At 54.3% G+C, this 14,640-nt stretch carries 10 protein-coding genes; 5 read left to right on the forward strand and 5 right to left on the reverse strand.

Annotated elements, in window-relative coordinates:
• Positions 1–99: 99 nt before the first annotated feature.
• Positions 100–3,762 (reverse strand): trifunctional transcriptional regulator/proline dehydrogenase/L-glutamate gamma-semialdehyde dehydrogenase, encoded by a 3,663-nt coding sequence (putA, locus tag AC52W5_RS14680; RefSeq protein ID WP_495671542.1) that lies wholly within the window; start codon positions 3,760–3,762, stop codon positions 100–102.
• A 655-nt stretch (positions 3,763–4,417) separates the two neighbouring features.
• Here putA and AC52W5_RS14685 point away from each other — a divergent pair.
• The 3 genes from AC52W5_RS14685 to AC52W5_RS14695 all read left to right on the forward strand — a co-directional run bounded on the left by AC52W5_RS14685 (position 4,418) and on the right by AC52W5_RS14695 (position 7,749).
• Positions 4,418–5,626, forward strand: a complete 1,209-nt coding sequence (locus AC52W5_RS14685; protein ID WP_074974535.1) for a cation:proton antiporter — start codon at positions 4,418–4,420, stop codon at positions 5,624–5,626.
• Positions 5,623–6,738 (forward strand): YbdK family carboxylate-amine ligase, encoded by a 1,116-nt coding sequence (locus AC52W5_RS14690; protein WP_074974534.1) that lies wholly within the window; start codon positions 5,623–5,625, stop codon positions 6,736–6,738. The genes AC52W5_RS14685 and AC52W5_RS14690 overlap by 4 nt, the downstream gene beginning before the upstream one ends.
• Before the next feature lie 234 nt (positions 6,739–6,972).
• Positions 6,973–7,749: a gamma-glutamyl-gamma-aminobutyrate hydrolase family protein gene (locus tag AC52W5_RS14695; protein WP_074974533.1), complete on the forward strand. Its 777-nt coding sequence runs from the start codon at positions 6,973–6,975 to the stop codon at positions 7,747–7,749.
• A 123-nt stretch (positions 7,750–7,872) separates the two neighbouring features.
• Here AC52W5_RS14695 and thrC read toward each other — a convergent pair whose 3' ends face one another.
• From thrC to AC52W5_RS14710, 3 genes are all read right to left on the reverse strand, one after another.
• Positions 7,873–9,306 carry a threonine synthase gene (gene thrC, locus AC52W5_RS14700; protein ID WP_495671543.1) on the reverse strand — a complete coding sequence of 478 codons (1,434 nt, stop codon included), beginning with the start codon at positions 9,304–9,306 and terminating at the stop codon, positions 7,873–7,875.
• Positions 9,307–9,461: 155 nt separating this feature from the next.
• Entirely contained in the window at positions 9,462–10,781 is a 1,320-nt protein-coding gene (locus tag AC52W5_RS14705; protein WP_074974605.1) for a homoserine dehydrogenase, read from the reverse strand.
• A gap of 100 nt (positions 10,782–10,881) precedes the next feature.
• Positions 10,882–12,111, reverse strand: coding sequence for a pyridoxal phosphate-dependent aminotransferase (locus tag AC52W5_RS14710; protein ID WP_074974531.1), 1,230 nt, complete (start codon positions 12,109–12,111; stop codon positions 10,882–10,884).
• Between the two features lie 234 nt (positions 12,112–12,345).
• On the opposite strand from AC52W5_RS14710, the gene AC52W5_RS14715 reads away from it, so the two are divergent.
• Both AC52W5_RS14715 and AC52W5_RS14720 read left to right on the forward strand, forming a co-directional pair.
• A complete protein-coding gene (locus AC52W5_RS14715; RefSeq protein ID WP_495671544.1) occupies positions 12,346–12,714 on the forward strand; it encodes an Mth938-like domain-containing protein in 369 nt (122 codons plus the stop codon).
• Between the two features lie 29 nt (positions 12,715–12,743).
• Positions 12,744–13,115: a VOC family protein gene (locus AC52W5_RS14720; RefSeq protein WP_495671545.1), complete on the forward strand. Its 372-nt coding sequence runs from the start codon at positions 12,744–12,746 to the stop codon at positions 13,113–13,115.
• A gap of 235 nt (positions 13,116–13,350) precedes the next feature.
• Here the strand turns inward: AC52W5_RS14720 and AC52W5_RS14725 are convergent, their stop codons facing one another.
• Positions 13,351–14,589, reverse strand: coding sequence for an EAL domain-containing response regulator (locus AC52W5_RS14725; protein ID WP_495671546.1), 1,239 nt, complete (start codon positions 14,587–14,589; stop codon positions 13,351–13,353).
• Positions 14,590–14,640: the final 51 nt, after the last annotated feature.

A 14,640-nucleotide genomic window follows, 5' to 3' on the forward strand; every position in this document is an offset into this window, starting at 1 on the left:
CTCACTTTAGAGATGGATATCAGGATCTGTTTTAAATATAGTGCATCAGTTCATCTTGAGAAGCTTCAATCCAAAACTGGATTTTTGACTTACGGCCGGCTAATGGGTAGATGATCCATTGAAATCCAGTACCATCAAGCCAGGGTTGCCGCCAGCAGCAGCGGTATTCACGCTAACCACCCGCTCAGCCGTCAAACGGTATAAAGGGAAATCGGTACCGGAGGCAGTAATGAATGCGACTAGAGCGCCTTCTCGTCCCGCCAGCTCGTTTCGGAGCCGGTACGCCTCGTCTTCAGAACCTGAATAGAGTACCGCAGAAATTGGTGCGTGGATCCAGTTCCGCTCGACGCGCAATCGCTCCCGCACCTGAAGCGGGAGTTTATCCAGTAACGCGTGCAAAGGCGGGTTATCAGCCAATATGATCTGGTTGCCGGTTGCCAGCGCCGCCGCCATCTGCTCAAGCAGCGCATCTTCGTCTACGGCAATACAAGCCACCACTCCCCGCGGGACGAATTTCAATGTATTGCTCTCGCCTGTCGGTCCCGGTAGCGGAATGCTGAATGCGAGGGGTGTGCGTCCCGCATAATACTCGCACAACGAGGCGAGCACGTCCCGTCCGACTTGCCAAGCCCAGTCGGCAAGAACCTGCAGCTCAGCAGGCGCGTTATTGGCCCGCAGGCCGCCGTTATCCGCCAGCAATAGAGGCGTTTGAGGCATCAGCCGATGGAGGTAGAGCGGTCCTCCTGCCTTGGGGCCGGTACCCGATTTGCCCTCCCCGCCAAAGGGTTGCACACCGACCACGGCACCGATCATATTGCGATTGACATAGATGTTGCCGGCGTGCACACGCTTGGTAATGAAATCAATGGTCTCATCGACCCGACTGTGAATGCCATGCGTCAGACCGTAGCCAGTCGCATTGATCTGGCCAACAAGCTCGTCCAGCCGTTCGCGGCCAAAACGCACGACATGCAGCACCGGCCCGAACACCTCGCGCTCCAGCTCATCTATACGATCGATCTCGATCAGGGTGGGCGCAAGGAAAGTGCCGTTCGTACAAACCGACGGCAGCACTGATTGGAACACGGTATGACCTGCCGCGCGCATTTTTTCGATATGATCGAGCAACGCGTGCTGAGCATCTGCATCAATTACCGGGCCGACATCGGTAGCGAGCCGCCGGGGATCACCCACCGTGAGTTCCATCATTGCGCCTCTCAGAACCTCCAGCACCTGTTCAGCGATATCTTCCTGCAAGCACAATATCCGCAGCGCCGAGCAACGCTGCCCCGCGCTATCGAACGCCGACGTCAGCGCATCCTGCACCACCTGCTCGATACGAGCGGATGAATCGACGATCATCGCATTCTGACCTCCGGTCTCGGCGATGAAGAGGACCTCGCCTTTCCACGAACGAAGAGCGATCGTACGATGAATGAGTTGCGCGACTTCGGTAGAGCCGGTGAAAATGACCCCACGTACACGAACATCTTTGACAAGCTGCTCTCCAACCCTCTCACCCTGTCCGGGCAAAAGCTGCAACGCTGGCCGTGGAATGCCAGCCTCGTGCAGCAGCCTGACGGCAACGGCGGCAATCAAGGGCGTCTGCTCGGCTGGCTTCGCGAGTACGGGATTGCCCGCAGCAAGCGCGGCACTTACCTGACCAATGAATATTGCCAGCGGGAAATTCCAGGGACTGATGCAGACCACGGGGCCGAGCGCTGAAGACGGACTCGCATTGGACCAGCCGCGTATCTGTTGCCCGTAATAACGGCAGAAATCAACCGCTTCACGCACTTCCGCAACCGCATCGGGTAACGACTTGCCGGCTTCGCGTACCGCCAGTCCCATCAGTTCCGTACGGTGCGCTTCCAATGCATCCGCTGCCCGTTCAAGCATCGCAGCTCTGGCTTCATGCGATACATTTTGCCATTCGGCCACGAATGCGTGCGCGGCAGCGATCGCCACTCCGACATCATGCTCGGTCGCCTCTATCACAATGCCGAGGGAATCATTGCGATCAGCCGGATTGAGAACCCGTGAACCTGCATTACCGGCATTCCCACCGTCTGCAAGCACAGGCTCAGCCCGCCATTCACGTCTTTCCATTCCAGCCAATTCGGCAGCCAATGTAGCCAGTACCTGCTCATCGCTGAAATCAATGCCTGCCGAATTCCTGCGCTTGTGACCGTACAAATCACAGGGCAAGGGAATCGCAGGATGAGGATGCACTCCCTCCTGTTCGATCTGACTGAGCGGATCCGCAACCAGCTCTTCTATGCTGATATCGTCGTCGAGAATGCGGTTGACGAATGACGAATTTGCGCCATTTTCAAGCAGGCGGCGCACGAGGTAAGCAAGCAGCCTCTCATAGCTGCCTACGGGCGCATAGATGCGGCACGACTTTGCGAACCGATCCTCCAGGAGTTCGACCTGGTCGTACAGCGTCTCGCCCATCCCATGCAGATACTGGAACTCGTAATCTTCGATACCCGCATCCTGTGCTATTTGGCATACGGCTGATAATGTGTGTGCATTATGGGTGGCGAACTGGGGAAAGACCGCCTCCGCGGCGCGAAGAAGTTTCTGCGCGCAAGCCATATAGCATATGTCCGTGTGAATCTTGCGTGTATAAACGGGATAGCCATCCAGCCCCTCTACCTGTGCACGCTTGATTTCCGCATCCCAGTACGCGCCCTTCACAAGCCGAATCATGATGCGATGACGGCTGCGGCGCGCAAGATCGATGAGCCAATCGACGATGAACGGGCATCGCTTCTGATAAGCCTGGACGACAAAGCCGATGCCATCCCAACCCCCAAGATCCGGGTCGAACACGAGCGCTTCCAGGAGATCGAGCGAGAGATCGAGTCGATCGGCTTCCTCCGCATCCATGTTGAGACCTATGTCATAGTGCTTGGCAAGCAGCAACAGTGATTTGAGACGTGGCAACAGCTCAACCATCACACGCTCGCGCTGGGATCGCACATAGCGGGGATGCAGCGCGGAGAGCTTTACGGAAATTCCCGCTCCCTTATAAATACCACTCTTAATACCACTCTTGCCATGCGACTTGCCGATAGCATGGATGGCCGAGGTGTAGGAAGCGCAGTAGCGCTGGGCGTCAGCCTCCGTTATTGCCGCCTCCCCCAGCATATCGTATGAATAACGATATCCCCGCATCTCGTGCTCTCGGCTACGCTCCAGCGCCTCCTCGATGGTTTCGCCAATCACGAACTGGTGGCCCAGCATACGCATTGCCAGATCCATTCCTTTTCGAATCAGTGGCTCGCCCCCCTTCTCCATCAATCCGGACAAGGCAGCCGACAGCCCATCCTCTCCGTGGGTCGAAACCAGCTTGCGAGAGATCAGAAGACCCCAGGCCGCCGCATTTACGAAAAGCGAAGGGCTGCGTCCCACATGCGCGCGCCAGTCACCCCTGCTGATCTTGTCCCGTATGAGGCGATCGGCGGTTTCCCGATCCGGGATGCGCAGCAGCGCCTCGGCCAGGCACATCAGAGCTATACCCTCCTGGCTCGACAAGGAAAATTCGTGCATCAACGCATCCACGCTTCCCCTATGGCTGTGTTTGCCTTGCATTGAGGAGACCAGTTTACGGGCGAGTTCCTCTGCTCGCATGCGGCTGCTCGGCGGCCAATCGAGTTGCCTCAACAAACTATTCACGCTCTCGGTCTCGTTGCGCCGATACGCACTGGTAATTGCAGCGCGCAAAAATCGGGGATGGATAACCGTTTTTCCCACGTTTTTTCCGTGTGAGCGAAACAATTTACTTGATCTGCCGATTACCTTCATTCCCGGACTCCATGTCTCTATCTCACCCATTTTGGGAAACAGGTTGAGGTCGTAGCCCCCGCCGAAGAGAAGGCTGGTTAAGGTAAAAAGGTATAAAAGCAGAGCAATTTTCCAAATTTTCGGACCGTTGTTTCAAAACCACTCCTGAGAGCCTAATCCCTCCTAGTCCCTTTCTGCACCTCCTCCTGCTGAAGAATGGCGTGGAAATTATTGAACACTGAACCAGAGCCTGTCTGTTGGCCCCGTCACATAACCAGATTGCTGCGCAACTGAAAATTCCCTGAGGGTCACTATCATGAGAAAAACTGCGGTCTGCCCCATATTCGTCAGCTTCGAAGAGTTATCCCTGTTTCGATTCATGGTTTATAATCCGGGCATCTCTCCCAATACTGACTCAATACCTCATTCATAATCCCGCAAAAGCAGTAAAAAATACAACGCTTTCTGGAGTCAGTTTCGAGTCTGGCCGGTTTTTAACGGATGAACAGATCCAATATCCGCATTTGTCTGAAGGAGGCACCGATGTATCTTACAGTAACGTTTACAACGGTCGAATGAGTCTCATGCCGGTTCTTCATTCTCAGAAGTACTTGATCATAAATGCATGACCTGGTCTGATTATCTTCCAGCCTGGCCGCTTCAAATCAGTCCAGCGCTGTGGCTGGCGCTCACACTCGTTGTCGCTGTACTTCTGGGCGAAGCGCTGGTACGTCATCTGAGGCTGCCCCGGATAGTTGGCTATATCGGCATTGGCGCACTATTGGGGCCAGGTGGACTGGGTCTTATCCCTCAGCTCCCCGTGGACGAGTGGCGCCTGGTGGTTGATCTCGCACTTGGGATTCTCCTGTTTGAATTGGGTAGCAAGGTCAATCTGCGCTGGCTGAAAGCCAACCCGTGGCTTGCAGGCACCAGTCTTCTCGAAGCCATCACTACTTTTGGGGCTGTCTTCTCGGTGCTGGTATGGTTTGATGTTACCAGCACTGCCGCTGCCGTCGTTGCAACCATCGCCATCGCAACCTCGCCCGCTATCATAGTACGCACCGTAACGGAATCCCGCGCTCAGGGTCAGGTAACCGATCGGCTCCTGCTCATGACAGCGCTCAACACCATCTATGCGGTGATTTTCCACAAGCTGACGGTTGCCGTCATGCACGGTCAGGCGGGTACGAGCTTCGTGCATACCATATTCCCCCCACTCTATCTCCTCGGGGGGTCCGCGTTGCTGGCATGGTTGTTCGGCGTTACCTTCGAACGCATCCATCACCACCTAGGGCAGCACGAGGAAACTTTTTCCTTCATCCTGTTCGGCATGATCGCCTTTGCCACCATCATGGCTTCGACACTCAGGCTCAGCCCGATCCTAGTCCTGCTTGCTGCCGGATTGATCACCCGCTACCAGCGCAAACACACCCGCACGTTCCCGCCACACTTCGGCTCCGCGGGGGCTGTTCTGGTGGTATTGATGTTTATTGCGAATGGTCTGGCAGCTGATCTCAGAGGCTTGCAGGATGGTTTTTTACTGGTTCTGCTGCTTATCGTCGTACGAATCATAGCAAAGCTGTCAGCCGTGCTACCGCTGGCTACCCACAGCGGCATTGGCTGGCGTCAGGCGATATCACTCGGTATTGCACTGGTCCCCATGTCAAGCGTGGCGCTTCTGCTGACACTGGATACTGCAATCGATTTTCCCGAATTCGCGTTCGGCCTTGGAATGGTGCTGATGAGCTGGATCGTCATACTTGAATTGGCCGGGCCCATTCTGGTGCAAGTTGCCCTGCGCAGAGCCGGAGAAACACCGGAAAAAAAAGCATGAGCCTGATGCCCTTCGCGCCCTCCCGTCCCCTGAGCATAGGGGTGGAGCTTGAGCTGCAGTTGCTCAGCTGTAACGATTACAACCTCGCCTCCTCTGCACCCGAGATTTTGCGCCGCGTAGCAAAACGCACGCACCCCGGAGAAATCAAGCCGGAAATGACGCGCAGCATGATAGAGATCAATACCTCGGTGCAACAGGACTATGCGGGGCTGGTGGCGGAGCTGCGCGCCCTGCGGGATGTTGTGTCTGATGCCGGACGTTTTCTCAACGTTGCTGTTGCAGGCGGAGGCACTCACCCGTTCCAGCATTGGAGCGAGCAGAAGATTTCCGATGCGCCGCGATTTCATTACCTCTCGGAACTGTATGGCTATCTGGCTAAACAATTCACGATATTCGGACAGCACGTACACCTCGGCTGTCCCGGTCCGGACGAAGCGCTGCATCTGATGCATATGCTCTCGCGCTACATTCCGCATTTTATTGCCCTGTCAGCCAGTTCGCCGTTTGTGCAGGGGCATGATACTGGTTTTGCCTCTGCGCGGCTGAACTCCGTTTTTTCCTTTCCGTTAAGTGGAAGAGCGCCTTTTGTATTGCGCTGGAACGATTTCGAAAAATTCTTCGCCAAGATGGCGGGAACGGGAGTGGTCGAATCCATGAAAGATTTTTACTGGGATATACGGCCAAAGCCCGAATTCGGCACCATCGAGGTGAGAGTGTGCGATACGCCCCTTACAGTCGAAATTGCCGCTGCCATTGCCTGCTATATCCAGGCAATGTCCAGATACATCATGGTGGAACAGCGTATGGCGCCCGAAGAGGATGACTATCTGGTGTATACGTTCAATCGCTTCCAGGCATGCCGCTTTGGCCTGGAAGGCGTCTTTATCGATCCTCGTACCCACCAGCAGCGCAGTATCCGGGAAGATATAATGGAGATGCTTGAACACATTTCCGACCACGCAAGAGAACTGCACGCGGTGGAAGCGATGGAACGCATCCGCGAAATACTCATCGTCGGCAATGGCACAAGCTGGCAGCGCAGGGCTTATGCGAGCGAGCACAACCTTGCCGACGTCATGCAATTGCAAGCCGAATTATGGATGGGAAACTGATTCTCGTGAGGAGTGTCAAAACTGTCAGGTAGATACGGATCGATGAGAAAAACCAGCGCAACAAAGTAGCGCAACGTCGGCTCGATTGCCGCCAGACCACTGTAAGGAGGGCGCAAAGTTATCCAGGGCGTATTAACCACACCGACACTGGCTAGCTATATGTAACGAAGAACACCGCGGAAATTCCAAAATCTAATTACATTCATATTTCTGAGGACTCATCCGTTACCTGAGATGCCCCGCCCGTTACGTATCGGCCTGTCACCCCGTATCCTGCATCAACCGCCCCCTGAACTGGGTTTTCGCAATAAAACCCTGCAATACCTTGAACAGACTGTCGCCCACTGGATCATGCGCCGACGAGCGCTGGCATTCATGTTGCCGGCAATAGAAACCGGCGGCGTCGAGCGTTCTCATGTGCGTATAAGCGACTATGTCCGGGAAATCGACGGCCTGGTGCTGCAAGGTGGCGCAGATGTATCTCCCGTTTCCTACGGTGAAACACCTCACCGGCCGGAGTGGTCCGGCGACCGGGTGCGTGATCTTTACGAAATGGAGCTTTTCTGGGAATGTGTGGTACAAAGAAAACCGGTATTGGGTATCTGCCGCGGACTCCAGCTCATCAATGTAGCGTTGGGTGGAAGCCTATACCAGGATATCGCGACGGATCGCCCGGAATGCCTCATTCACGTAGATGCCGTGTTGTATGACCAGCATCGGCATGCGTTGCTGATTGAAGAAAATTCCCGGTTGGCGAGGCTCTACGGCAATCGCTACCAACACCTTGTCAACAGCATACATCATCAGGCAATCAAGGAACTGGGACGGGATTCCATGGTCGAGGCAGTATCCGAGTCTGACGGCATCATCGAAGCAATACGCATGCACGGAGACAACTACGTGACGGGATTCCAGTGGCATCCCGAATTCCATGGCCCCGCCACAGACCTGCTCGATTCCGGTCCCATACTGGATGATTTTCTTGCTGCCGCTGAAAAGCAGCGCGAATAATAAAGTGACAGGTCCTTCCTGTCGCTGTTCGTCCTGAATCTGTCGAAGCGAGGCGGAATAGAAGGCGATGCTGCCGCTCGCGCTTATATTTACTGGCGCTCCACCTTCCGTCTCATCGCCAGCCTATACCGCAGCCGCGGTTTGGGCCTGCCCCGCCTGCTCCACAATAAACGCCTTGACCGCCCCTGCATCAGCATCCATGACTACATAGCGCTGCGCTTTTTCTTCAATATTCTCATATCCGGCCGGGCGCAGAGGCTCATGTCCGATTGCCTCGACAATACTTGCCGAGAATTTGACGGGCAATGCGGTTTCAAGGCAGATCAGGGGTACATTGGGCTCACGCTGCTCCAATCCCGCTTTTACACCGTCAGCGGTATGCGGATCTATCACCAAACCATACCGATCATGCACCTTGCGAATGGTCGCGATTCGATCTGCATGACTGCTGGTTCCTGACACAAGACCGAAGTCTTCGATTTTCTCCCACAGAGGCGTATTGACGAGATCAAAGGCGCCTCCCTCATCTACTGCCTGCCATAATTCCTTCACTTTGGCGGCATCCCTTCCAACCAAGTCGAAAATGAAGCGCTCGAAGTTCGAGGCCTTGGAGATATCCATTGAGGGGCTACTGGTCTGGACAGTCTCAACGGTTGTGCGCGGGCGATAATGTCCCGTCCGGAAAAATTCATCCAGCACATCATTTTCATTGGTGGCAAGTATCAGTTTTTTGATAGGCAGGCCCATCATGCGCGCCACATGCCCTGCGCAAATGTTGCCGAAATTTCCCGATGGCACGGCGAAAGATACCTGCTCCGTATTCGAGCGGGTGGCGGCAAAATAACCTTTGAAGTAATAAACGATCTGGGCGGCAATACGCGCCCAGTTTATGGAATTAACCGTGCCGATGCGATATTTCTGCTTGAACGCATAGTCATTGCTGGCAGCCTTGACAATGTCCTGGCAATCGTCGAACACGCCACGGATCGCGATATTGAAAATATTCGGATCATGCAGGGAAAACATTTGAGCTGTCTGGAACGGGCTCATTTTCCCATGCGGCGAAAGCATGAACACACGAATGCCACGCTTGCCTCGCATGGCATACTCTGCGCTTGGCCCGGTATCGCCGGAAGTTGCACCGAGGACATTCAGTTGCTCGCCACTCTTGTCCAACGCGTACTCGAACAGGTTGCCCAGTAATTGCAGGGCGATATCCTTGAAGGCCAGCGTCGGCCCATTCGACAAACCGAGTATGTGCAGCCCCGGTTCCAGGGTTTTAAGCGGTGTGATCTCATCGTTTTGAAACGACTGGGCGGTATAGGTTCGCGCAATGATGCCATGCAGGTCCGGGGCAGGAATGTCATCCGCAAAACGTGAAAGGATCTCGAACGCGAGTTCCCGGTAATCCATGCCACGCAGTTCCTGCAGTTGTGCGCTATCGAATCTCGGATAGGTTTCCGGCATCGTCAGCCCGCCATCCGGAGCAAGGCCACCGAGAAGAATCCTGGAGAATTTTTTAGGCGGCATGCCGCCACGAGTGGAAATGTAGAGCATTATCCTAAATCCGCCTTGTACAAATTCGCAAAAAGGTAAAAGTGACGCGATGCATAAAATATGAAAGCGGGATGAGGAATTTTCGCAATAGGCTCCTCAAGTCTCGTCATACCCGCGAAGCAGTATGGATTGTAGATTGCAACCGGTTCTGTAAATTATTTGCTGCCCAGATGCTCCAGTCGGATGCGGGTCACCTTGCCCGTTGTTATGGGCAATCGCTTTATTCGAGCGATAGCGTCGTTAACGTTCCTTTCCACTGCCAAATGGGTGAGCATAATGATATCCACCTGGTCTTCGCCTTCGCTTGGCTCTTTCTGCATCATGGCTTCGATGGAAATGCCGAGGTCGGCAAGCACACGCGTGATATCGGCCAGGGCGCCAGGTTTGTCCATGACTCGCAGCCGCAGGTAATAAGACGTTTCCACCTCGTCCATCGCGATGATTGGCGTATCTGACAGGCGTTCGGGCTGGAAGGCAAGATGAGGAACGCGATGCTTGGGATCGGCAGTGTGCATGCGGGTTACATCCACCAGGTCTGCCACGACTGAACTCCCTGTAGGTTCAGCGCCCGCGCCCGGACCATAATAGAGGGTAGAGCCTACCGCATCGCCTCTCACCACGATGGCATTCATGACCCCCTCGACATTGGCGATCAGCCTGCGAGCAGGGATGAGTGTCGGATGCACACGCAACTCGATTCCTCCGGGTGTACGTTTCGTAATGCCCAGCAGCTTGATGCGATAGCCCAGTTCCTCTGCATACCGGATATCCTCGCGGGTTAATTTCGTTATGCCTTCGGTATATACCTTGTCAAATTGCATCGGAATGCCAAAGGCAATCGAGGCCATGATCGTGAGTTTATGCGCCGCATCGATACCTTCGATGTCAAAAGTGGGATCGGCCTCGGCATAGCCCAGTTTTTGCGCCTGCTTCAATACGGTTTCAAACGTCAACCCCTTATCCCGCATTTCCGAGAGGATGAAGTTGCTCGTGCCATTGATAATGCCGGCAATCCACTCGATGCGGTTGGCAGTCAACCCCTCACGCAAGGCCTTGATGATAGGAATGCCTCCGGCCACCGCCGCTTCGAATGCCACCATCACGCCTTTTTTCTGCGCCGCAGCGAAGATTTCGGTCCCATGTGAAGCAAGCAATGCCTTGTTGGCGGTAATGACATGCTTGCCATTCTCGATGGCCTTCAGTATCAAATCCTTGGCCACGGTGTAGCCACCGATCAGTTCGACCACGATATCGATATCGGGATTCATCACCACTTCATTCGCGTCGTCCGTGACGATGACATCATCGTCGCCTGCAATCCGGCGAGCTTTCTCTTCCTCTCGATCAGCAATCATGCGAACGACGATACTGCGACCGGCGCGCCGTGTAATCTCTTCCTGGTTGCGTTTGAGCACGGCGAACGTGCCGCTGCCGACAGTGCCTGCCCCCAACAGGCCCACGTTGATAGGTTTCATATCTTCGGTAATGATGAATTTTTCGGACATATTTGCCATATTTGCTGAAAGAGACTTTTATTCGTACGCGGCGTTCTCGTTTACAGAGGTTAAGTTTGCCTCACCCGGTTCCGTGCTGCCTGCGATAGCGGGCCAGAAAGCCTCCAACGCGGCTAATGGCTTCGGTCAGGTCGTCACTGTTAGGTAGAAATACAACGCGGAAATGATCAGGATACGGCCAGTTGAAACCGCTACCCTGCACCAGCAGCACCTTCTCTTCCAGCAGCAAATCCAGCACAAATTGCTCGTCGTCCTCGATCGGATAGATTGCGGGGTCCAGGCGCGGGAACAGATACATTGCGGCCCGTGGCTTATAGCACGATACACCCGGAATCTCCGTCAACAGTTTCCAGGCGAGATCGCGTTGCCGCATAAGCCGCCCCATGGGCATGACCAGATCCTTGATGCTTTGATAACCCCCCAACGCCGTTTGAATACCAAACTGCGAAGGAACATTCGCACACAGCCGCATGGAGGCCAGCATGGTCAGACCAGCGATATAGTCACTGGCATAGTGTTTTGTTCCGGAAACCACTGCCCATCCCGAGCGAAATCCCGCAGCACGATAATTCTTGGACAATCCGTTCAATGTAACGAACAGGACGTCATCCGCCAGGGAAGCAATCGAAGTGTGAGTCGCATCGTCGTACAAGACTTTGTCGTAAATTTCGTCCGCATAGACGATAAGTTGATGCTGACGTGCAATCTCGATGATTTCACGCAACACTTCGTCCGGATAAAGCGCACCTGTCGGATTATTCGGATTGATGACAACGATCGCACGGGTGTTTGAGGTAACCTTCGAGCGAATATCCTCCAGATCAGGCAACCAGCCCGATTGCTCGTCACACACATAATGGCGCGGAGTCCCGCCTGCCAACACCACCGCTGCTGTCCACAACGGGTAATCGGGTGAAGGAATCAGAACCTCATCGCCCGTATTCAACAGCGCCTGCATCGCCATCACGATCAGTTCGGAAACGCCGTTGCCGATGTAGATATCCTCTAGCTGGACATCCTCGATACGCTTCTCCTGCGTGTAATGCATGATGGCCTTGCGTGCCGCAAACAATCCTTTCGAATCGCAATAACCGGATGCAGCGGAAAGGTTATGCATCACATCCTGCAGGATTTCTTCGGGAGCTTCGAAACCGAATGATGCCGGATTCCCGATATTGAGCTTGATGATGCGGTGCCCTTCCTCTTCCATTTGCCGCGCCCGGTCAAGCACCGGTCCGCGAATGTCATAGCATACGTTGGCCAACTTGCTGGATTTGAGAATGGGCTGCATCAGATATGGGATGGATGGGTGGCAAAAGCCTTACGGCAAAGGCAAAGGTCAGCGAAGGCTCTGTGCAAGGCCGGGTTCAGATGGAAGTACGTAACCGGGAGTGCCTGCGAGTGTTGGGCATTGAAAATCAAGAGATTCTGTCGTTTCAGCTTTATTCGGCGCAAAACCTTTATCGCGACGGGAAAAAGATGTAATGTTACCCGACCCGCTAAACTGCCGCAAATGGAGTCTCGTTTGAAACTGCATCTTTCCGGTCCTACCGCACACAACCTGTTTACCGGTTACGGAACCGACTACGTCATGATCAATCACGTACGCTACGATCATAGCCTGATCGTGTTGCCCGATCGCCTGATCGAGGAGTGGGAGGCAAAAACGTTCGAGGAACTCAACACTGAACACTTTCAGTTCATCCTCTCGCTGCAGCCAGAAATGGTCCTCTTCGGAACCGGCGCCACATTGCGTTTTCCCCATCCGCAACTTACCAGAAGCCTGATCGAGTCCGGCATTGGCATAGAAGTGATGGATACCGCCGCCGCCTGCCGCACTTACAACATATTATCGGCGGAAGAACGACGGGTAGCGGCTGCATTACTGATTTAACCGGATGATAGACATCAAGGAGCAACGCCATGAAAACCAATCCAGTCATCTGGTTTGAAATTTATGTGCAGGACATGGAACGTGCAAAAACATTCTACGAAGGCGTCCTGCAAGGGAAGCTCGAGCGGATACCAAGCCCTGATATAGAACTGTGGGCATTCCCCATGTCGGAGGAAGGCTATGGCGCGGCCGGCGCACTGGCAAAAATGGAGGGCTGTCCATCCGGCGGAAGCAGCACCCTGGTTTATTTCAAGTGTGAGGACTGTGCGGTAGAGGCCGCCCGTGCTGCCGAGCATGGTGGGCGCCTTTTCAAGGAAAAAATGTCCATCGGCCAATATGGTTTCATCGCCCTGGTTCTCGATACCGAGGGCAATATGATCGGATTACATTCCATGCAATAAACTCATCCACCCGCTTCATCTAGAAAGCGGACTGTCTCATATTCATAGTAATTCCCGCTGCCTTCCTCTCACAGTTTGCAATTTGCGTAAAAAAGCTCCTTTAGCGGGCGTAGAGATCGTTGGCAAGGCCGAATAAACGGATTCAAAGGACAGGCGAATGGAATGAAAGACTCGAAGACTGCGGATGCTTCCGTCATTCCCCGCAGAGATCGCTCCTGCCCTGCCGCTCTGCCGGTTATTCCTTTACATCTTCCGTCGGAAAAAGTTCAGTTCGGACCCGCTCCCGCCACAGTTCTATCCAGCCCGGTATCTCCTCCGGCAGCAGGGGGCGCGAGACAAAAGTTCCTTGTGCAAGATCACACCCGGTACGGCGCAGGAGGTCCCAGTCCTCCCGGTCCTGCACGCCTTCCGCCACGACTTCCATATTCAACTGTCGAGCCAGGGACAAGCTTGCATCGTAAATTGCGCGCAAGGTTTCATCCACCGATGCGCGGTGTACGAACCCCTGATCTATCTTGAGTTCATCGAAGGGAATATCGCGTAACTGGGCCAGTGATGAGTGGCCTGTGCCAAAATCATCAATGGAAAGGCGGAAACGCTTCAAGCGCAGCCGGGTCAGAATCTCAAGTGGAGCGCGTGTATCCTGCATCAGCTTGGTTTCAGTCACCTCCAGCACCACATTTTGGGGGGCTATGCCCTCCTTTGCCGTGACTTCCGCCACAAACTTCAAAAAATCCAGTGAGGCCAGATTGTCCATGGACACATTGACAGCTACTCGCAGCGGCAACTGCATTTCTTGCCACGCTTTCGCCTGAGCCATCGCCTCGGCAAACACCGCCTTGGTTAGGTCGTCAATCAGGCCGGCAGCCTCGGCCACGCCAATGAATTGGTCTGGAAATACGATACCGTCCGCTGGATGACGCCATCTCGCAAGAGTCTCTACACCCACCACCTCGCCTTTGGCGACTGCCACCTTCGGCTGATAATAATTAACCAGTTGTCCCCCCTCGATGGCGGCGCGCAACTCAGCGGCGGTGTAGACTTTCTTCGCCATACCAGCGGCATCGGCTGCGGAAGGGGCCCAGCTTTCAAGCAGTTCGGACAACGCATCGGGCTTCACCGGCTTATGCAGGTATCCCAGTATGGGAATCTTGTGTGCCCGCACCAGTTTTACGGTGGTCTGAAGTATGCGTTCATCCTCACCGCTGACCAATATGAGGCTGCCGGGATAGTGAAGATCCACGAGATGCCGCACGAACTCGATCCCATCCATTTCGGGCATGTTGAGATCCAGCAGAATCAGATTGGGTACTGTATCAGCGTCTGCATCGGCTATTTTTTCCAGCGCTGCACGTCCGCTGTCACAAAGTGTGACCGAGCTATATCCGAGGTTGGATAAAATGCGGTTCAACAGCTTGAGCATGAAAGATTCATCGTCAAGCACTAGAATTTTCACTGCGGATCGTTCTACCATAACATTTATCTTTTCAGTTATTGTTCAGTCAGGTTTCTGAATCCGGACGTC

The organism is Nitrosospira sp. CT (assembly GCF_059489795.1).

Bases quoted from the DNA above. Each gene is read 5' to 3' on its own strand.
- AC52W5_RS14685 (WP_074974535.1), top strand. From the start codon at position 4,418: ATGACCTGGTCTGATTATCTTCCAGCCTGGCCGCTTCAAATCAGTCCA.
- AC52W5_RS14690 (WP_074974534.1), top strand. From the start codon at position 5,623: ATGAGCCTGATGCCCTTCGCGCCCTCCCGTCCCCTGAGCATAGGGGTG.
- AC52W5_RS14695 (WP_074974533.1), top strand. From the start codon at position 6,973: ATGCCCCGCCCGTTACGTATCGGCCTGTCACCCCGTATCCTGCATCAA.
- thrC (WP_495671543.1), bottom strand. From the start codon at position 9,306: ATGCTCTACATTTCCACTCGTGGCGGCATGCCGCCTAAAAAATTCTCC.
- AC52W5_RS14705 (WP_074974605.1), bottom strand. From the start codon at position 10,781: ATGAAACCTATCAACGTGGGCCTGTTGGGGGCAGGCACTGTCGGCAGC.
- AC52W5_RS14710 (WP_074974531.1), bottom strand. From the start codon at position 12,111: ATGCAGCCCATTCTCAAATCCAGCAAGTTGGCCAACGTATGCTATGAC.
- AC52W5_RS14720 (WP_495671545.1), top strand. From the start codon at position 12,744: ATGAAAACCAATCCAGTCATCTGGTTTGAAATTTATGTGCAGGACATG.
- AC52W5_RS14725 (WP_495671546.1), bottom strand. From the start codon at position 14,589: ATGGTAGAACGATCCGCAGTGAAAATTCTAGTGCTTGACGATGAATCT.